This window comes from Phenylobacterium sp. (assembly GCF_025934275.1).
In the GTDB taxonomy this organism is placed as follows: Bacteria; Pseudomonadota; Alphaproteobacteria; order Caulobacterales; family Caulobacteraceae; genus Phenylobacterium.
This window is the reverse complement of sequence record NZ_JAICYI010000021.1, coordinates 31280-48955: the sequence shown is the minus strand read 5'-3', so window position 1 is coordinate 48955 and position 17676 is coordinate 31280. Positions and strand designations below refer to the sequence as shown.

Here is a 17676-nt window from a genome sequence, read left to right as displayed (position 1 = left end):
GCTCTAGCCGCAGGGCCGCCGCGCGATCTCGTCCGCGAGCGCATCGATCCGCGCCATCAGCCGCGCGTGGCGCGTCCCGATCCGCCGCAAGGCCCCGCTTCAGAAGGGCTCGAAGCAGTCGTAGTTGCGCTGGCGGCGGATCTTGTCGCCCTCGAACTCGAAGAACGCCGCGAAGCGGGCGCGCATCTCATCGCCCGGCTTCAGCGACCGCAGTGCGACGCCCAGCACGCCGCGCCAGACGATCTCCACCGCCACGACGTCGTCGGCCTCGATCAGCGAGACGATCTCGTAGCTCTCCGATTTCATGACGTTGCGGCCGCGCGTCGCCGCCGCCTTCAGCTCGGTGATCTCACGACGGGCGCCGGCCGGGCTGAGCAGGTTGGGGAATTCCTCCTGCACCATGTCGGGCGCATAGAAGGCGGCGACGTCCTTCCGCTGCTCGATGGCCTTCAGGTAGTTGCGGACGATCTGGGCGCGGCTCACCCGTCGGGCTCCGCACTAGAGGGCGAAGGCCTGGTCGGTGGCCCGCACGAGGGCGTCGACGATGCCGGGCTCCGTGGAGGCGTGACCCGCGTCCCAGACCACCTCGAAACGCGATTCGGGCCAGGCCTTCCGCAGCCGCCAGGCGGCGTCCATCGGAGTCACCACGTCGAAGCGGCCCTGCACGATCCAGCCGGGAATGCCGCGAATCCGATGAGCGTTGTCGAGCACCCAGTTCGCCGGGAAGAAGCCGCGGTTGACGAAGAAGTGGCACTCGATGCGCGCGAACGCGATCGCGAAGTCGATCTCGTTGAACTTCGAGGGCCGGGCTTCCGGGCCGCGGATCGAGATGGTGTCGCCCTCCCACTGGCTCCAGGCGGCCGCCGCCTCGGCCTGCACCCGCCGGTCGGGATGGGTGAGCCGCTTGTGATAGGCGGCCATCATGTCGCCGCGCTCGGCCTCCGGGATCGGCGCGCAGAACCGCTCCCAGGCGTCGGGGAAGAGCATCGAGGCGCCGTCCTGGTAGAACCAGCTGAGCTCCTTCTCGGTCAGCAGGAAGACGCCGCGCAGCACCAGGCTGTCCACCCGCTCGGGATGGGTGATGGCGTAGGCGAGCGCCAGGGTCGAGCCCCACGAACCGCCGAACACGCACCACTTCTCGACGCCAAGGTGCACCCGCAGGCGCTCGATGTCCTCGATCAGCGTCCAGGTGGTGTTGTCCTGCAGGGAGGCGTTGGGTCGGCTCTTGCCGCAGCCCCGCTGATCGAACAGCGTCATGCGCCACTTCAGCGGATCGAAGAAGCGCCGCATCGTGGGGTTGATCGCCCCGCCCGGGCCGCCGTGCAGGATCACGCAGGGCTTGCCGTCGGGCCGGCCGCACTCCTCGTAGTAGATCTCGTGCGCCCCGCTGCTCGGAAGCCAGCCGGAGACGAAGGGCTCGTTGTCGGCGAACAGGCCGCGCCGGTGCGTCGTGGCGGAGACGGCGGGCGCGGGGGTGTTGCGTTCCATTTGGGCCAATCTACTTCGGGAACCGCCGGTCCAGCCAGTCCAGGATCAGCCTGTTCACCTCGGCCGGCTTCTCCTGCTGCGTCCAGTGACCGCTGCCCTGGATCATGTGCATCTCCAGGTCGCCGATCAGCATCGGCATCGGCTCGGCCATGGCCGGCGTCAGCACGGCGTCGTTCTCGGCGGTGATCATCAGGCAGGGGAGGTCGTCGATCCTTTGCGCAAGCCCCTCCGAGCACTCCCAGTTCCGCGTGAAGTTGCGGTACCAATTGATCCCGCCGGTGAAGCCGGTCCGCCGGAACGTGTCGACAAACACCGCGAGCTCGTCCTCCGAGAGGAACGCGTCGGGCTCGTAGGTCCCGTCCCACTGGCCGAGCAGATCCTTGAACGCGAATGTCGGGCCGCCCTCCGGGGGCGCCGCGGCGGCCTGCAGCACGCGCGGCCTGCGCATGAAGAAGCGCATCGTCCGGCCCACGTCGGCGCCCAGCGTCCGGTCCGCATCCCCGGGCGTCTGGAACCACACGATGTACATGTCGGGACCGAAGCGGTTGCGCATGATCGCGATCGGGTCGGCCGGGCTGCGCGGCAGGAATGGCGTGTTGAGGCCGATCACGCCGGCGGTGCGGTCGCGGTGCATGAGCGGCATCTGCCAGACCACGATCCCGCCCCAGTCGTGGCCGCAGAAGATCGCGGTCTCCGCGCCCAGGTGGTCGAGCAGACTCGCCAGATCGCCCGTCAGATGCGCCATGTCGTAGTCCGTCACCGGCTCGGGTCGCGACGAGCCGCCATAGCCGCGCTGGTCGGGGGCGATCACCCATCGGCCCGCATCGGCCAGCGCCCTGATCTGATGCCGCCACGAGAAGGCGAGCTCCGGGAAGCCATGGCAGAGGACGACGGGGACGCCCTGTCTCGGTCCCGCCTCGTAGTAGGCCAGCTCGATCCCGTTCACCTTCGCCCGCTGGACGGGCGGCATCTCGGTCGTAGGCATAGGCAAGCTCCGGCGCCTGGCCACAGAGCTTTGCCGGAAAACCGTCGCCGCCGAAACGCCGAAACCGCTATGAAGGCCCGATGAGCGCGACGCCGCAGACGAGCCGCACGCCCTGGGGCCTCGTGGTCCTGCTGGGCTCGATGACCGCGCTCGGTCCGCTTTCGATCGACATGTACCTGCCGAGCCTGCCGGCGATCGCGGCGGACCTGAAGGCCAGCTCGGGCCAGACCCAGGGCACGGTCGCGGCGTTCCTGGCGGGCATGGCCATGGGCCAGTTCCTCTACGGCCCGGCGTCGGACCGGCTGGGCCGCAAGCCGCCGATCCTGGTCGGCATCGGCGTGTTCATCGTCACATCGGCGCTTTGCGCGCTCGCCGCCTCGCCCGGCCTCTTGATCGGCGGCCGGTTCCTGCAGGCGCTGGGCGCCTGTTCCGGCGCGGTCGTCGCCCGCGCGGTGGTCCGCGACCGCTTCGACCATGTCGAGACCGCGCGGATGCTCTCGCTGCTGATGCTGATCATGGGCCTGGCCCCGATCCTCGCGCCGCTGTTGGGGGGCGCCCTGCTGGGTCTCGGCGGGTGGCGGCTGAACTTCTGGTTCATGGCGGCCTACGGCGTGCTGCTGGGGGTGGGCGTGATCTGGCGCATGCGGGAGAGCCGCTCCGACGAGACCGCGGCCCATGCCCGCTCGGAGCACCCCTTGCGGACCTATGTCGCCCTGCTGCGCGATCCGCGGCTGGTGGGCTACGCCCTGGCCGGCGCCCTGAACGGCGCCACCCTCTTCACGTACATCTCGAGCTCCCCGGAGCTGCTCATCCAGACCTACCGGATCTCGCCCCAGTCGTTCGGGTGGGTGTTCGGCTTCAACGCGGCGGGCATCATCGTCGCCAATCAGGTGAACCGCTGGCTGCTGCGCCGCGCCACGCCGGACGAGGTGCTGGCGCGGGCGAGCCTGATCACCCTCGGGGTCGCGGCGCTGCTGGCGATGGCGGCCATCACCGGTCTCGGTGAGCGGTTCAGCGTGCTGCCGCTGCTGTTCTGCGTGCTGGCGAGCTACGGCTTCCTGCAGGGCAACACCATGGCCGGCGCGCTCAACATCGATCCCCGCCGCGCGGGCGCCATCTCGGCGCTGTTGGGCGGCCTTTCCTTCGCCACCGGCGCGCTGTCGTCCAGCCTGGCCGGGGCGCTGCACGACGGCACGCCAGCGCCCATGGCGCTGATCATGCTCGTGGCGCTCGCCGGCTCGGCGCTCGCGCTGCACACTCTGGCGCTCAAGCAGCCGCGTCCGGCTCGGGTCTAGCGCGGCGCGAGCCCCCACGCGGCCCAGGCGAGGACAGCCCAGCCGGCCAGAAAGCTCAGGCCGCCGATTGGCGTGATCGCGCCCAACCAGCGCGGCGCGCCGAAGGCCAAGGCGTAGAGGGAGCCCGAGAACACGACGACGCCGGCCAGGAAGAACGGCGCCGCAAGGCCTGCCCGGGTCGCGCCCATCTGGACCAGCGCCGCGGCGGCGAACACCGCCAGGACGTGGACGAAGCCATAGATCGAACCGGTCCTGAGCAGCTCCTGCGAGCGCGCGTCGCTGATGCCGTGCGCGGCGAACGCGCCCGCCGCGACGCTGGCGAAGCCGCCGAGCGCCGCCAGCACCAGCCATAGGCGCATCAGCCCCAGACCTTCGGCCGCCGGTCCTTCCACGGCGCTTCCTTCTCGAGCTGCGCGGCCAGCCGGAACAGGGTCGCCTCGTCGGCGTACTTGGCCGTGAACATCAGCCCGATCGGCAGACCGCTGGCGTCCTGCTCCAGCGGCAGGGACATCGAGGGCTGGCCCGAGAAGTTGAACGGCGGCGTGAACGGGAAGGTGCGCCCCTGCCGCCGGTTCACTTCCCGGGGCTCCAGCCTCACCGGATCGATGAAGCCGATCTGCGGGACCGGCGCGCCCAGCACAGGCGACAGGTAGACGTCGATGTCCTCGAAGGCGGCCAGCGTCCTGCGGTTCAGCATGCGCGTCTCCTGCAGCGAGCGCATGACGTCCGCGCCGGTCTGCCGGCGACCCGCCTTGAGGCTCGCCCAGGTGAGCGGCTCGAGCTCATCGTCCTCCGGTTCGCGGCCCACCGTCTCGATCAGCCGCGCCATGCCCGCCGCGAAGTTGGCCGCGGCGGCCGGTCCGCGCGAGGCGTAGAGGCCGCGGTAGTCGATCCCCAGGCCGCGCTCGATCACCTCGTGGCCCAGACCCTTGAGCAGCGCCGCCGTGCGTTCCAGCGCCGCCTGGATCTCCGGCTCGATCGGCCGCCCCGAAGGCGTCTCGCACGACCAGGCGATGCGCAGCCTGCCCGGCGAGGCCCGCACCTCCTCGATGTAGGGGCGCGCCTTGGGCGGTGGCGGATAGGGCGAGCCCGGCTCCGGATAGCCCGTGGCGTCGAGCATGGCGGCGGAGTCGCGCACCGTGCGCGTGACCACGTGGTCGACCACGTTGCCGAGCGCATAGTCGTAACCGTCCGGCATGTTCGGGTTGCGGTCGCGGGTGACCTTCAGCCCCACCAGCCCGCAGCACGCGGCCGGGATGCGGATCGAGCCCAGGCCGTCCGAGGCGTGCGCCAGCGGCACGATGCCGGCCGCAACCGCCGACGCCGACCCTCCCGACGAGCCGCCGGCGATGTGGTCGGGGTTCCAAGGATTGCGGCAAGGACCCAGGAGGGCGCTCTCCGTCGTGCCGGTGATGCCGTACTCCGGGGTGTTGCTCTTGCCGATCGGGACCACGCCGGCCGCGCGGTAGCGGCGGGTCAGGCCGCCGTCGTCGGTGTCGACCACGTCGCGGGCGAACTTCGAGCCCGAGGTCCGCGGCCAGCCGGCGACCGGCATGCCGAGATCCTTGATCAGGAACGGCACGCCGCGGAACGGTCCGTCCGGCAGCTCGCCCCTGGCCCAACGCCGCGCGTCCTCGTAGCCCTTGTAGACGATGGCGTTGAGCGTCGGGTTCAGCCGCTCGGCGCGCTCGATCGCCGCCTCGACCAGCTCGGCGGGGGTGACCTGCTTCTCGGCGACCAGCTCGGCCAGTCCGAGGCCGTCGTACTCGGCGTAATCGTCCATCAGTGGGCTCCGGCCAGGAAGGCGAGCTTCTCCACCGGCCCCAGGCTGGCCGCCTCGCGCTTCAGCACGCCGAACGCGCCCTCGGCGGCGTCGAGGGCGGCGTCGATGTCCGCCTCGGTCATGGCGGCGCAGAAGAACATGTTGTGCCAGGGGTGCACATAGACGCCGCGATCGAGCATCGCCGAGGAGAAGCAGAACCCCTTGCGCAGGTCCGGATCGTCTTCGAACAGGAACAGCGGCATGGTCACGGGACCGGTCTGGCGCAGAGCGAAGCCCGCCGCCTTGGCGCGTTCCGCGAGGCCGTCGCGCAGCCGTTCGCCCAGCGCCGTGATCCGCTCCAGATAGTCGGTCTCGCGCACCAGCCGCAGCGTCTCCAGCCCCGCGGCCATCGGCGCGGCCTGATACCAGAAGGAGCCGGTGACGAAGATCGCGCTGGCGGCCTTGCGGGCCTTGTCCGAGCCCAGGAGCGCCGAGATGGGGTGGCCGTTGGCGATGCACTTGCCCCAGGTCGAGAGGTCCGGCTGCACGCCGATCCGGCTCCAGGAGCAGTCGCGGGCCAGCCGCAGGCCCGCGCGCACGTCGTCGACCACCAGGAGCGCCCCGGTGCGGTCGCATATCTCCCGCGCCTTCCTGGCGTAGGCCAGATCGGGCTCGGCCTGGTCGATGAAGGCGTCGTGCTTGAAGGGCGCTGCGAAGATGCAGGCGAGGTCCTCACCGGCCTGCGCGGCCGCGGACTCCAGCGAGCCCACGTCGTTGTAGTCGCAGAACAGCTGGTGCGCGCGATCGGTCTCGATGACCCCGGCCGGCCTCGGCGTGCACCAGGCCGCCGCGCCGTGGTAGGCGCCCTTGGCCCGGATGACGGTCTTCCTGCGCGTGTGCGCCCGGGCCACCGTCAGCGCCATGGAGGTCGCGTCGGTGCCGTTCTTGCAGAACATCGCCCAGTCGGCGTGGCTGACCATCGCGACCATCGCCTCGGCCATCTCGACCATCAGCGCGGTCGGGCCGGTCAGGGTGTCGCCGAGGCCCAGCTGGCGGACGTAGGCCGCGTCCACCTGCGGGTTGGCGTAGCCGAACAGGTTCGGCCCGTAGGCGCACATGAAGTCGAGATAGCGCGCACCGTCGACGTCCCAGATGTGCGCGCCTTCGCCCTTCTCGAAGAACTGCGGATAGTCTTCGGGCAGCAGAGCGGTCGCCTGGTGGCCGTACATCCCGCCGGGGATCACCGCATCGGCGCGGTCTCTGAGCTGCCGGTCGCGGCTGTTGGCTCGGGTCATGGGCCGTCTCCTGATCGCTGTGGGACATTAGCCCGATGCGCCGCACTGTATAGGGAGCGTCGCCGCGACGGTGGCTCGAACCCGGCGCATCGCGTTATGGCAAGGCAGCCCGCGCAAGGAGTCCTCTCTTGAGCACCACGGCGAGATCGACGGGGGCGGACGTGCTGAGCAAGGTGCCGGCGGTCACCCTTGGCTTCTGGGTGATCAAGATCCTCGCCACCACGCTCGGCGAGACGGGCGGCGACACCGTCACCATGACGCTGAACTGGGGCTACCTCGCCGGGACGGCCCTGTTCCTCACGCTGCTCGTCGGCTTGGTCGTGCTGCAAATCTCGGCCCGCAGGTTCCATCCGGCGCTCTACTGGGCGACGATCGTCGCCTCGACGACCGCCGGCACGACCATGGCGGACTTCGCCGACCGCTCGCTCGGCATCGGTTACGCCGGGGGCGCCTCGGTGTTGCTGGCCGCGGTCCTGGCGGCCCTCGGGCTCTGGTACTGGGCCGAGGGCACGGTCTCCGTGAACACGGTCAACACCCCGCGCGTGGAGGCCTTCTACTGGGCCACGATCACCCTTTCCCAGACCCTCGGCACCGCCCTCGGCGACTGGATGGCCGACGACACCGGCCTGGGCTTCCTGGGCGGCGCCCTGGTGTTCGGCGCCGCGCTGGTGGTGGTGGCGCTCGCCTACTTCTTCACGTCGATCTCGCGCGTGGCGCTGTTCTGGGCCGCGTTCATCCTGACCCGGCCGCTCGGCGCGACGGTCGGCGACTTCCTCGACAAGCCGCATGCCGAAGGCGGCCTGGCGCTCAGCCGCCCGATCGCCTCGCTGGTCATCGCGGTGCTCATCGTCGTCCTCATCCTCGTCATACCGCAACGCCCCGGCGTCCACCCCGCGACCTCCCAGGCCGAAGCCGCTGGCGGCGGCGACTAGAAGGCCGCCGGGCGGCCGCTTCGCCTCGGAATCCTGCTAAGCCGCCGCCATGAGGCTGCCGCTGCGCCTGGGCCTGTTCTACGGCGCGATCTTCATCGGGACCGGCGCGAGCTCGCCCTATCTGCCCGTGTGGTTCGCCCATCACGGGCTCTCCGGCGCGCGCATCGGGCTGATCCTTTCCCTGCCGATGATCGCCCGAGCCTTCACCGCGCCGCTGCTGGCGGTCTGGGCCGACAGCTTCCGGCTGCGGCGCACCGCGCTGGTGGTGATGGCGGCGGGTGTGACGGCCCTCTATGCGCTGATGGCGCTGCCGCTCGGGTTTGCGGGCTGGGCGGTGGTGTGGTTCGCCGCCTCCTCGATGTATTCGACACTGAGCCCGCTCGCCGACGTGATCACGTTGAAGCGCGCCGCGCAGGACGGCTTCAACTTCGGCGCCACGCGCGCGATTGGGTCGGCCGCCTTCATCGTCGGCAACCTCGCCGTGGGCTGGCTGATCACCAAGGGTTCGCCGGAGATCGTGCTGGTCTGGATGGTGGCCGCCGTGGCCCTCACTGCGCTATGCGCCCGCCTGCTGCTCCCGGCGGATCCTGTCCATGACGAGGGCCACGTCGCCGGCCTCCCCGAGCGCATGGCGGGAGTGGGCGAGCTGTTGCGCGATCCCGCCTTCTTGACGGCGACCCTGTCGGCCGGCCTGATCCAGTCGGCGCACGCCTTCTACTACGGCTTCTCGACGCTCGCCTGGAAGCAGCAGGGCATTCCGGAGAGCCTGACCGGCGTCCTGTGGGCTACCGGCGTGGTGGTCGAGATCGTCTTCATGTGGCGGCTGGAGCCGTGGCGCCGCCGCCTGGGCCCGCGCAGGCTGCTGGTGCTTGGCGCCGCCGCGGCCATCGTGCGCTGGACGGCCTACGCCTTCGCGCCGCCGCTGTGGCTGGTGTTCCCGCTGCAGGGGCTGCATGCGCTGTCCTATGCGGCGACGTTCCTGGCGTCGCTGGAGCTTGCCCAGCGGCTTTCCTCGCCGCGCAACGCCTCGGCCGCCCAGGCGGTCAACTCCGCGCTCTCCGGCGGCCTGATCTCGGGGCTGGCCACCATCGCCTCGGGCTGGCTGTTCGACCGCTACGGCGCCGAGGGCTATCTGCTGATGTCGGCCATGTCGGTCGCGGGCCTCATCGGCGCGCTGCGCCTCTACGGGATCCCGCGGCTGGATTGAGTTCGGTCCGCCTGCGGGGCTAGCGTGGCCAGAACCAGGGAGCGCTCCCATGACCTTGCGCCTGTTCGGCTGCGTCTGCGGCCAGTTCCACACCCCGCCCGCTGGCCTCGGGCTTTCGGGCGACGAGCCGATCGACGTGCCGGTGCCGTTCTACGTGCTGGAGCATCCCGATGGCGTGGCGCTCTTCGACACCGGTCTGCCGCTCGGGATGATGGACGAGAACGACGCCTATCGCGGCTTGCTGCGGGCGCAGGGCGCGGACGTGAAGCTCACGCCTGAGGAGACCCTCACCGCCCATCTCGAACGCCTCGACATCGACCCGGCGCGGGTGCGCTGGGTGGTCGCCTCGCACCTGCACTTCGATCACGCCGGCGGCCTGGCCCAGCTGCCGAACGCGACCCTCGTCGTGCAGAAGCGCGAATGGGAAGCGGGCATGGATGACGAGGTCGCCGGCCGTTACTTCCTGCCTCGGGCCTACTTCGACCTCGGCCATCAGCTCAAGCTCGTCGACGGCGAGCACGACCTGTTCGGCGACGGCTCGGCGGTTCTGGTCCCCAGTCACGGCCACACGCCCGGCCACCAGTCGCTCCGCGTCCGCAACGCGCAGGGCGACCACATCCTGGTGGGCGACGCCTGCTACGCCTGCGAGGTCGTCGAGACGCGCCGCTTCCCCGAATTCTCCGACCACGCCGCGATGAACCGCTCGCTCGACGCCCTGCTGGCGATGCGTGAGCCCGCGACCGTCATGGTGTTCGGCCACGATCCCGCCCAGTGGGGCGACCACGCGGTGCTGCCGTCGGCGCGAACCTGACCTGACGCCAGGACACACTTGCCGCGCCGCCCCGCCTGGCCGCTAGATGCGGCCGGAGGATCGGCATGCGCGCGCTGAACGTCTCGGAGCCCTGGGGCCTGGACCAGATCAAGATCGTCGAGCTGCCGGATCCGAAGCCCGGTCCGGGCGAGGTGCTGATCCGCATGCGGGCCGTCTCGCTCAACTACCGCGACCTGCTGATGGTCGGCGGGATCTACGGCCGCGGGCCGGCGACCTCCGGGCCGATCATCCCGTTCTCCGACGGCTGCGGCGTGGTGGAGGCGGTGGGGGACGGCGTGACGCGGTTCAAGGTCGGCGACCGCGCGGCCACCCTGTTCTTCCAGGGCTGGATCGCCGGGCCGCCCACGCAGGAGAAGCTCTCCACCGCGCTCGGCTATCCGATCCCGGGCGCCGGGCGCGAGCTCGGGGTCTTCTCCGAGCAGGGGCTGTCGAAGGTCCCGGAATTCCTCACCGACGACCAGGTCGCCTGCCTACCGTGCGCGGCGCTCACCGCCTGGCGCGGCCTGTTCGAGGATGCCCGGCTGAAGCCCGGCGACACGGTGGTGCTGCAGGGGACCGGCGGCGTCTCGATCTTCGGCCTGCAGTTCGCCCATGCCGCCGGTTGCCGCACGCTGATCACCTCGTCGTCCGACGAGAAGCTGGCGCGCGCCAAGGCGCTCGGCGCCGATCATCTGGTGAACTACCGCGCCGAGCCCGAGTGGGCGAAGGCCGTCCGAGGCGCGACAGGCGGGGTGGGCGCGGACCTGATCCTGGAGGTCGGCGGCGGCGGCACCATCGAGCAGTCCATGCGCGCCATAAGGATCGGCGGCCACATCGCGATCATCGGCGTGGTCGCGGGGCAGGGGAACCCATTCAACCCGGCCGCCCTGATCGGCAATTCGGCCAAGCTGCAGGGGCTGTCGGTGGGCTCGCGCGAGGCCTTCGAGGCCATGTGCAAGGCCATCGAGCAGCACCGCATCGGCCCGGTCGTCGACAAGGTGTTTCCCTGGACCGACGCCAAGGCCGCCTTCGAGGCGATGCGCGGCGGCGAGCACTTCGGCAAGATCGTACTCGAGTTCTGAATTCAACCGACCTCTGAAGGAGGCGTCGATGAGCACCGACAGGCTCAATTCCAAGGGCATCAACCACCTGGCGCTGGTCTGCCGGGACATGGCCGAGACGGTGAAGTTCTACACCGAGACCCTCGACATGCCGCTGGTGAAGACGGTGGCCCTCCCGGGCGGCGGCCAGCACTTCTTCTTCGACTGCGGCGGCAACACGCTGCTCGCCTTCTTCTGGTGGGCCGATGCGCCCCCGGCCGCGCCGGGGATCGCCTCGGTGGCCGACTTCCCCGCCAAGCCGATGTCGGCCGTGGGCTCCATGAACCACGTGGCTTTCCACATGGACGAGGATGAGCTGGAAGGCTCGATCGCCAAGCTCAAATCCCGCGGGGTGCACGTCTCCGCGCCGGTGGTGGTGAACCACGACGACAGCCCCGCGGGCGTCGCCCGCGAGATGCACGAGGGCGTGTGGATCCGCTCGGTCTACTTCCGCGACCCCAACGGCATCATGCTGGAGTTCGCCGCCACCCTGCGCGGCTTCCGGCCCGAGGACGTGGCCCACGCGCCGGCCCGGGCCGAGCAGCCCCTTGGGGAGCCCGTCGCCTGATGCCCCGGCTTCGCCAGGTCTCGCGCAAGGACGCCGACAGCGAGGTCGTGAAGCGCACCTATGACCTGCTGTTCGAGGAGCGTGATCCGGTCAGCCAGCCCGGCACCTCGACCGGCACGCGCGGAGACTGGTGGACGGTGTTCGCCCTGGTCCCGGATTGCCTCGACCACTGCAACCGCGGCTTCGCCTTCTACCGCTCCGACAAGCGCAAGATCGATCCGGTGCTGCGCGAGTTGGCCCAGACCCGCGCCGGCTGGGCCAAGGCCAGCCAGTTCGTCTTCTCGCAGCATTGCAAGTCGCTGCGCGGCCTGGGCGTGCCCGAGGCGAAGATCGCCGCCGTGCCGCACTGGCAGGTCGCGAGCTGCTTCGATGAGTGCGAGCGGGCCGTGCTGGCCTATGCCGACTGCCTGGTCCTGCAGGCCGGCCGCACGCCCGAGGCGGTGTTCGACAAGCTGAAGAGCTTTCTCTCCGACGAGGAGATCCTCGAGCTCACCTACATCACCTGCCTCTACGACATGCATGCGGTGATGACCAAGGCGCTGCGGCTTGAATGGGACGACCGCGACGATCCGATCTCCGAGGTGGACTCGCCCGAAGGCTTCAGCGCCCGCGACTTCCTGGACGTCGGACGGCGGTAAGGAATCCGCGGAACGCCCGCACAGGCGCGAAAAATGGCCCGGCGGCCGGAATGCGGGCCGCCGGGCTCTACTCGAGGGCTTCGCGGCTGCGCCTGCGCCAGCACGCCGCTCCGACCGCGTCGCGGACGACGGGTTCCGATCCGACGTCAGCTTCGCCGGTCGCCTGCGCCGTCCAGCCAGTGGACGATCGCCTCGGCGGCCGCGTCCGGCGCGAGCCGCGTCGTGTCGATGCGGATCTCCGCGTGCTCCGGCGGCTCGTAGGGCGAATCCACGCCGGTGAAGTTCTTCAGCTCGCCCGCGCGCGCCTTGGCGTAGAGGCCCTTGACGTCGCGGCGCTCGGCCTCCTCGAGCGGCGTGTCGACGAACACCTCGACGAACTCGCCCGGCTCGAGCAGCTCGCGCGCCATCCGCCGCTCGGCGCGGAACGGCGAAATGAACGAGACCAGCACGATCAGGCCCGCATCGACCATCAGCCGGGCGACCTCGGCGATCCGGCGGATGTTCTCGACCCGGTCCTCCTCGGTGAAGCCGAGGTCCTTGTTCAGCCCGTGGCGGACGTTGTCGCCATCCAGCAGATAGGTGTGCCGCCCCTCGGCGTGCAGCTTCTTCTCCACCAGATTGGCGATGGTCGACTTGCCGGCCCCGGAGAGGCCGGTGAACCAGATCACCTGTCCGGCCTGGCCTTTCTGGGCGGCGCGCGCGCGCTTGTCGACGTCCAGCGCCTGCCAGTGGATGTTCTGGCTGCGGCGCAGCGCGAAGTGCAGCAGGCCTGCGCCCACCGTGCGGTTGGAGATCCGGTCGATCAGGATGAAGCCGCCGAGGTCCTTGTTCTCCGCGTACGGGTCGAAGGCGATCGCGGCGTCGGTGGAGAGGTTCACCACCCCGATCTCGTTGAGCTCCAGCCGCTTGGCGGCGAGATGCTCCAGCGTGTTCACGTTGACCTTGTACTTGGGCTCGGTGACCTGGGCCGAGACGGTGCGCGTCCCGAGCTTCATCAGGTAGGGGCGGCCGGGCAGCATGTGCTCGTCATCGAACCAGACGAGCGTCGCCTCGAACTGGTCGGCCACTGCCGGCGGCGACTTGGCCTCGGCGATCACGTCGCCGCGCGAGACGTCGATCTCGTCCTGCAGCGTCAGGGTCACGGCCTGTCCCGCGGCCGCCTGCGGCAGGTCGCCCGCCAGGGTCACGATCCGCTCGACGATGCTCTCACGGCCGGAGGGCAGGACCTTCACCTTGTCGCCCGGCCGGATCGCACCGGAGGCGACGAGACCGGAGAAGCCGCGGAAGTCGAGGTTCGGCCGGTTCACCCACTGCACCGGCATGCGGAACGGCTTGGCCTGCAACTCGTCCTCGACCGGCAGATCCTCCAGCCAGCGCATCAGCGGCTGGCCATCGTACCAGGCCATGTTCGCCGAAGGCTCGGTGATGTTGTCGCCCTTCAGCGCCGACATCGGGATCGCCGTGAAGCCCTTGATCCCGATGCGGGCGGCGAAGTCGTGGTAGTCGGCGACGATCTGGTCGAACACCTGCTGGCTCCAGCCGACCAGGTCCATCTTGTTGATCGCCAGCGCCACGTGCCGGATGCCGAGCAGGCTCACCAGGTAAGAGTGCCGCTTGGTCTGGGTCAGCACGCCCTTGCGGGCATCGATCAGGATGACGGCGGCGTCGGCGGTCGAGGCGCCGGTCACCATGTTGCGCGTGTACTGCTCGTGGCCCGGCGTGTCGGCGACGATGAACTTGCGCTTGTCGGTGGAGAAGAACCGATAGGCGACATCGATGGTGATGCCCTGCTCGCGCTCGGCGGCGAGCCCGTCGACCAGCAGCGCGAAGTCGATCTCGCCCCCCTGGGTGCCGAGCCGCTTCGAATCCGCCTCCAGCGCCGCCAGCTGATCCTCGAAGATCATCTTCGAATCGTAGAGCAGCCGTCCGATCAGCGTCGACTTGCCGTCGTCCACGGAGCCGCAGGTCAGGAACCTGAGCAGGCTCTTGACCTCGTGCGCCTTCAGATAGGCCTCGATGTCCTCGGCGATCAGCGCGGATTGGTGGGCCATGATCTAGACGCGCTCGTTCCCGGAACCCAAGCGGGCTTTCCGCGCGCAAATGGCTGATTCAGCCTGGATCCCCGCCTTCGCGGGGATGAGCGGGGGGAGGGGCCGCATCAAAAGTATCCCTCCTGCTTCTTCTTCTCCATGGAGGCGGCCTGGTCGTGGTCGATGACGCGGCCCTGGCGCTCGGAGGTGGTGGTGAGGAGCATCTCCTGGATGATCTCGGGCAGGGTCGCCGCCGTGCTCTCGATCGCGCCGGTCAGCGGATAGCAGCCGAGGGTTCGGAAGCGCACCGACCGCATCATCGGCGTCTCGCCCGGCTTGAGCGGCATGCGCTCGTCGTCGACCATGATCAGCGTGCCGTCGCGCTCGACCACGGGCCTCGGCGCCGCGAAGTAGAGCGGCACGATCGGCACGTTCTCCAGGTAGATGTACTGCCAGATGTCGAGCTCCGTCCAATTGGAGAGCGGGAACACGCGGATCGATTCGCCGGGATTCTTGCGGGCGTTGTAGAGCCGCCAGAGCTCCGGCCGCTGGTTCTTCGGGTCCCACCGGTGCTGGGCTGAGCGGAACGAGAAGATCCGCTCCTTGGCGCGGCTCTTCTCCTCGTCACGCCGCGCGCCGCCGAACGCCGCATCGAAGCCGTACTTGTCGAGCGCCTGCTTCAGCCCCTCGGTCTTCCAGATGTCGGTGTGCAGCGCGCTTCCGTGGTCGAACGGATTGATCCCCCGGGCGACTGCGTCCGGGTTGCGATGCACCAGGAGCTCGAAGCCGAGCTCGCGGGCCATGCGCTCGCGCATCTCGTACATGGCCCTGAACTTCCAGGTCGTGTCGACGTGCAGCAGCGGAAACGGCGGCTTGGAGGGGTGGAAGGCCTTGGCCGCCAGGTGCAGCATCACGGCCGAATCCTTGCCGATCGAGTAGAGCATCACCGGCCGCTCGCACTCGGCGACGACCTCGCGCAGGATGTGGATGCTCTCGGCCTCGAGGCGCTGCAGGTGGGTGAGCATGGCGGGCGAGGCGGCGCCTTGGTGATGGACGGACTTGGGCGCGACGCGGGCGTCCATGATATGCGGACCTTATATCAATTATGATCAATGCCGCCCGCCGGATGAGCGGCGAGCGGTCGGCCCCGCTCGTGACTTAGAGAAGCCGGCCCGCCGCGGCAACCCGCGGTCCTTGCAGGAAATCTCGCAGGCCGTTGAGCCCCGGCGCCCTTGGCGGCTTGGCGCGCGCCTCGGCCCGTGCAAGATGACGCGCACGGAAACGTACGGACCTTACGAACCCGAACACGGGTCGAGGGTCCCGACCAGGGGAAAGGGATCCATCCATGACCGCCGCCGCCATGTCAGGCGCCAGGACCGGCTCCGGCTACCGCTACGTCGTCGTCTGGATGCTGGTGCTGGTCTACACGCTGAACTTCCTGGACCGGCAGATCGTGGCGATCCTCGGCAAGTACATCTCCGCCGACCTGCACCTGACGAAGACCGAGTTCGGGCTGATGGGCGGCACGGCCTTCGCGCTCTTCTATACGGTCTGCGGCATCCCGGTGGCCTGGCTCGCCGACCGCTGGAACCGCATCTGGATCATGTCCGGCGCCTGCGCGCTCTGGAGCCTGTTCACCGCGCTGTGCGGCGCGACGGGCAACTTCGTCCAGATCGGGCTCTGCCGGATGGGCGTGGGAATCGGCGAAGCCGGCGGATCGCCGCCGTCCTATTCGCTGATCTCCGACTATTTTCCCCCCAAGGAACGGGCGACCGGGCTGGCGATCTATTCGCTCGGCGTGCCGCTGGGCTCGATGATCGGCGCCTTCGCCGGCGGCCGCATCGCCGAGGCCTATAGCTGGCGCATGGCCTTCTACGCGGTGGGCCTGCCCGGCCTGTTGCTCGCGATCCTGATGCTGATCGTCGTGCGCGAGCCCCGGCGCGGCGGCCTGGACGCGTTTGCGGACGGCGCGAGCGAGCACGCGCCGACACCCTCGATGCCGACCGCGATCGCCCGGTTTTTCACCAATCGCACCCTGCTCCTCACCGCGATCTGCAGCGCGCTCTCGGCCTTCGTGGGCTACGCCGGACTGATCTGGAACCCGCAGTTCCTCGAGTTCGTGAAGGGCATGAGCGGCAAGGATGTCGCCAACTACTACAGCATCACGCTCGGGGTCACCGGGGTCATCGGCACCTTCGGCGCGGGCTGGCTCGCCGACAAGCTGGCCGAGCGGGACAAGCGCTGGTTCGCCTGGCTGCCGGCGATCGCCCTGGCGATCTCGGCGCCCTTCTGGATCGGCCTCTTGTGGGCGCCCACCTGGCAGCTCACCCTGATGTTCATGGCCGGGCCCATGCTGCTCAACAGCATCTATCTCGCCCCGGTGCTGGCGATCGTGCAGAACGCCGCCGCGCCGGCCGAGCGGACGATGGCGGGCGCGATCCTGCTGTTCGTGCTGAACCTCGTCGGTCTCGGCGTCGGGCCGGTCTACGTCGGGCGCATCGCCGATGCGGTCCAGGCCCAGCAGGGGCATAATGCGCTCGCCGTGGGCTACGCCGCGCTGATCCCGATCGTCCTGGTGACCGTCGTCGCCTACCTGGCGCTCGCCATGTCCATCGCCCGCGACAAGCGGCTCGCCGCGGCCTGAACCGCGAAGGAGGACGCCTCATGGAGATCGGCGACTGGACCGCGACGCCGGACCTGAACGAGATCTATCGCGAGGTCCGCGCCGCCGGGCTGGAGAGCAACCTCGCCGAGCTCGAGGCTTTCGGCTTCACGACGATCCCCAACGCGCTGTCGGCCGAGCAGGTGAGCGCCATGCGCGACCGGATCCTGGAGATATCGGAGTCGAGGCTGGGCAAATCGCTTGATCTGGAGACCGAGGCCGACCACGCCGAAGTCGCCTTCATCCCTTACCTGCTGTTCAAGGACCCGATCTTCAAGCAGGCGGTGGTCAATCCCAAGACCCTGCCGCTGATCACCTATCTGCTCGGCAGGCATTGCATCCTGTCCTCGCTCGGCTGCCACCTGAAGGGGCCCGGCGGGCGCGGGTTGCTGCTGCACTCCGACACCGGCAACGGCGCGCCCGATCCGTTCACGCCCTATTCCGTGGTCGCCAACTGCAACTATGCGCTGACCGACTACACGGAGGCGGCCGGCTCGCTCGCCATGGTGCCCGGCAGCCATCGCCACTTTCGCCAGCCGACCCGATGGGAGAGCGGCCTCGACGGCAACCAGCGCTACGAGCACGTGATTCCGATCGAGGTTCCGGCGGGCACGGCGATCGTCTGGCATGGGAACACCTGGCACGGATCGTTCCCCCGGAAGGTCCCCGGCCTGCGCGTGAACCTTTCCAGCTACTACTGCCGCGAGTTCATCCAGCCGCAGGAGGACTATCGCCGCAATGTGCCGGAGGGATTCCTGGACGGCGAGACGGACGCGCGGCTGGCCCGCCTGCTCGGGGCCGACCTCATCCACGGCTGGACGGACGAGGGCCCGCTGAAGCTCTACGCCCGCCGCCGCGAGGACGCCGCCGAGCGCCGCCCCCGCACCTGGCAGAGCTGAGCCG

General features: G+C 69.6%; 17 protein-coding genes. 9 read left to right on the top strand and 8 right to left on the bottom strand.

Going from position 1 to position 17676, the window contains the following annotated elements; all coding sequences use genetic code 11:
* Positions 1-99: 99 nt before the first annotated feature.
* The 3 genes from Q0W60_RS07540 to Q0W60_RS07530 are packed head-to-tail and all read right to left on the bottom strand — an operon-like array spanning position 100 to position 2473.
* Positions 100-483 (bottom strand): nuclear transport factor 2 family protein, encoded by a 384-nt coding sequence (locus Q0W60_RS07540; protein ID WP_297694157.1) that lies wholly within the window; start codon positions 481-483, stop codon positions 100-102.
* A gap of 15 nt (positions 484-498) precedes the next feature.
* Entirely contained in the window at positions 499-1488 is a 990-nt protein-coding gene (gene pip / locus Q0W60_RS07535; protein ID WP_297694155.1) for a prolyl aminopeptidase, read from the bottom strand.
* Positions 1489-1498: 10 nt separating this feature from the next.
* Positions 1499-2473, bottom strand: a complete 975-nt coding sequence (locus Q0W60_RS07530; protein ID WP_297694153.1) for an alpha/beta hydrolase — start codon at positions 2471-2473, stop codon at positions 1499-1501.
* A gap of 80 nt (positions 2474-2553) precedes the next feature.
* Here Q0W60_RS07530 and Q0W60_RS07525 point away from each other — a divergent pair, with 80 nt between their 5' ends.
* Complete coding sequence (locus tag Q0W60_RS07525; protein ID WP_297694151.1) at positions 2554-3768, top strand: multidrug effflux MFS transporter; 1215 nt, start codon at positions 2554-2556, stop codon at positions 3766-3768.
* Here Q0W60_RS07525 and Q0W60_RS07520 read toward each other — a convergent pair.
* The 3 genes from Q0W60_RS07520 to Q0W60_RS07510 are packed head-to-tail and all read right to left on the bottom strand — an operon-like array spanning position 3765 to position 6825.
* Complete coding sequence (locus Q0W60_RS07520) at positions 3765-4160, bottom strand: DUF423 domain-containing protein (RefSeq protein ID WP_366075276.1); 396 nt, start codon at positions 4158-4160, stop codon at positions 3765-3767. The genes Q0W60_RS07525 and Q0W60_RS07520 overlap by 4 nt on opposite strands.
* Complete coding sequence (locus tag Q0W60_RS07515; protein WP_297694149.1) at positions 4127-5551, bottom strand: amidase family protein; 1425 nt, start codon at positions 5549-5551, stop codon at positions 4127-4129. Before Q0W60_RS07515 ends, Q0W60_RS07520 begins: the two co-directional genes overlap by 34 nt.
* Positions 5551-6825: an aminotransferase class III-fold pyridoxal phosphate-dependent enzyme gene (locus Q0W60_RS07510; protein WP_297694147.1), complete on the bottom strand. Its 1275-nt coding sequence runs from the start codon at positions 6823-6825 to the stop codon at positions 5551-5553. Before Q0W60_RS07510 ends, Q0W60_RS07515 begins: the two co-directional genes overlap by 1 nt.
* A 128-nt stretch (positions 6826-6953) precedes the next feature.
* On the opposite strand from Q0W60_RS07510, the gene Q0W60_RS07505 reads away from it, so the two are divergent.
* From Q0W60_RS07505 to Q0W60_RS07480, 6 genes are all read left to right on the top strand, one after another.
* Entirely contained in the window at positions 6954-7757 is an 804-nt protein-coding gene (locus tag Q0W60_RS07505) for a hypothetical protein (RefSeq protein ID WP_297694145.1), read from the top strand.
* A gap of 49 nt (positions 7758-7806) precedes the next feature.
* Positions 7807-8964 carry an MFS transporter gene (locus Q0W60_RS07500; RefSeq protein ID WP_297694143.1) on the top strand — a complete coding sequence of 386 codons (1158 nt, stop codon included), beginning with the start codon at positions 7807-7809 and terminating at the stop codon, positions 8962-8964.
* Between the two features lie 49 nt (positions 8965-9013).
* Positions 9014-9775 carry an N-acyl homoserine lactonase family protein gene (locus tag Q0W60_RS07495; protein ID WP_297694141.1) on the top strand — a complete coding sequence of 254 codons (762 nt, stop codon included), beginning with the start codon at positions 9014-9016 and terminating at the stop codon, positions 9773-9775.
* 65 nt (positions 9776-9840) lie between these two features.
* A complete protein-coding gene (locus Q0W60_RS07490) occupies positions 9841-10857 on the top strand; it encodes an NAD(P)-dependent alcohol dehydrogenase (protein ID WP_297694138.1) in 1017 nt (338 codons plus the stop codon).
* A gap of 28 nt (positions 10858-10885) precedes the next feature.
* Positions 10886-11443, top strand: coding sequence for a VOC family protein (locus tag Q0W60_RS07485; RefSeq protein ID WP_297694136.1), 558 nt, complete (start codon positions 10886-10888; stop codon positions 11441-11443).
* Positions 11443-12081 (top strand): carboxymuconolactone decarboxylase family protein, encoded by a 639-nt coding sequence (locus tag Q0W60_RS07480; RefSeq protein ID WP_297694134.1) that lies wholly within the window; start codon positions 11443-11445, stop codon positions 12079-12081. The genes Q0W60_RS07485 and Q0W60_RS07480 overlap by 1 nt, the downstream gene beginning before the upstream one ends.
* 146 nt (positions 12082-12227) lie before the next feature.
* Here Q0W60_RS07480 and cysN read toward each other — a convergent pair whose 3' ends face one another.
* Positions 12228-14132: a sulfate adenylyltransferase subunit CysN gene (gene cysN, locus Q0W60_RS07475; RefSeq protein WP_297694132.1), complete on the bottom strand. Its 1905-nt coding sequence runs from the start codon at positions 14130-14132 to the stop codon at positions 12228-12230.
* 107 nt (positions 14133-14239) lie between these two features.
* Positions 14240-15193 (bottom strand): sulfate adenylyltransferase subunit CysD, encoded by a 954-nt coding sequence (gene cysD / locus Q0W60_RS07470; protein WP_297694130.1) that lies wholly within the window; start codon positions 15191-15193, stop codon positions 14240-14242.
* Positions 15194-15456: 263 nt separating this feature from the next.
* On the opposite strand from cysD, the gene Q0W60_RS07465 reads away from it, so the two are divergent.
* Positions 15457-16755 carry an MFS transporter gene (locus Q0W60_RS07465; RefSeq protein ID WP_297694128.1) on the top strand — a complete coding sequence of 433 codons (1299 nt, stop codon included), beginning with the start codon at positions 15457-15459 and terminating at the stop codon, positions 16753-16755.
* Positions 16756-16775: 20 nt separating this feature from the next.
* Positions 16776-17672 (top strand): phytanoyl-CoA dioxygenase family protein, encoded by an 897-nt coding sequence (locus Q0W60_RS07460; protein WP_297694126.1) that lies wholly within the window; start codon positions 16776-16778, stop codon positions 17670-17672.
* Positions 17673-17676: the final 4 nt, after the last annotated feature.

Excerpts from the sequence above, each read along its gene's own strand:
- cysD (WP_297694130.1), bottom strand. The coding sequence starts at position 15,193 with ATGGACGCCCGCGTCGCGCCCAAGTCCGTCCATCACCAAGGCGCCGCC.
- cysN (WP_297694132.1), bottom strand. The coding sequence starts at position 14,132 with ATGGCCCACCAATCCGCGCTGATCGCCGAGGACATCGAGGCCTATCTG.
- Q0W60_RS07495 (WP_297694141.1), top strand. The coding sequence starts at position 9,014 with ATGACCTTGCGCCTGTTCGGCTGCGTCTGCGGCCAGTTCCACACCCCG.
- Q0W60_RS07485 (WP_297694136.1), top strand. The coding sequence starts at position 10,886 with ATGAGCACCGACAGGCTCAATTCCAAGGGCATCAACCACCTGGCGCTG.
- Q0W60_RS07525 (WP_297694151.1), top strand. The coding sequence starts at position 2,554 with ATGAGCGCGACGCCGCAGACGAGCCGCACGCCCTGGGGCCTCGTGGTC.
- Q0W60_RS07465 (WP_297694128.1), top strand. The coding sequence starts at position 15,457 with ATGACCGCCGCCGCCATGTCAGGCGCCAGGACCGGCTCCGGCTACCGC.
- Q0W60_RS07500 (WP_297694143.1), top strand. The coding sequence starts at position 7,807 with ATGAGGCTGCCGCTGCGCCTGGGCCTGTTCTACGGCGCGATCTTCATC.
- Q0W60_RS07515 (WP_297694149.1), bottom strand. The coding sequence starts at position 5,551 with ATGGACGATTACGCCGAGTACGACGGCCTCGGACTGGCCGAGCTGGTC.
- Q0W60_RS07510 (WP_297694147.1), bottom strand. The coding sequence starts at position 6,825 with ATGACCCGAGCCAACAGCCGCGACCGGCAGCTCAGAGACCGCGCCGAT.
- pip (WP_297694155.1), bottom strand. The coding sequence starts at position 1,488 with ATGGAACGCAACACCCCCGCGCCCGCCGTCTCCGCCACGACGCACCGG.
- Q0W60_RS07480 (WP_297694134.1), top strand. The coding sequence starts at position 11,443 with ATGCCCCGGCTTCGCCAGGTCTCGCGCAAGGACGCCGACAGCGAGGTC.
- Q0W60_RS07460 (WP_297694126.1), top strand. The coding sequence starts at position 16,776 with ATGGAGATCGGCGACTGGACCGCGACGCCGGACCTGAACGAGATCTAT.
- Q0W60_RS07490 (WP_297694138.1), top strand. The coding sequence starts at position 9,841 with ATGCGCGCGCTGAACGTCTCGGAGCCCTGGGGCCTGGACCAGATCAAG.
- Q0W60_RS07530 (WP_297694153.1), bottom strand. The coding sequence starts at position 2,473 with ATGCCTACGACCGAGATGCCGCCCGTCCAGCGGGCGAAGGTGAACGGG.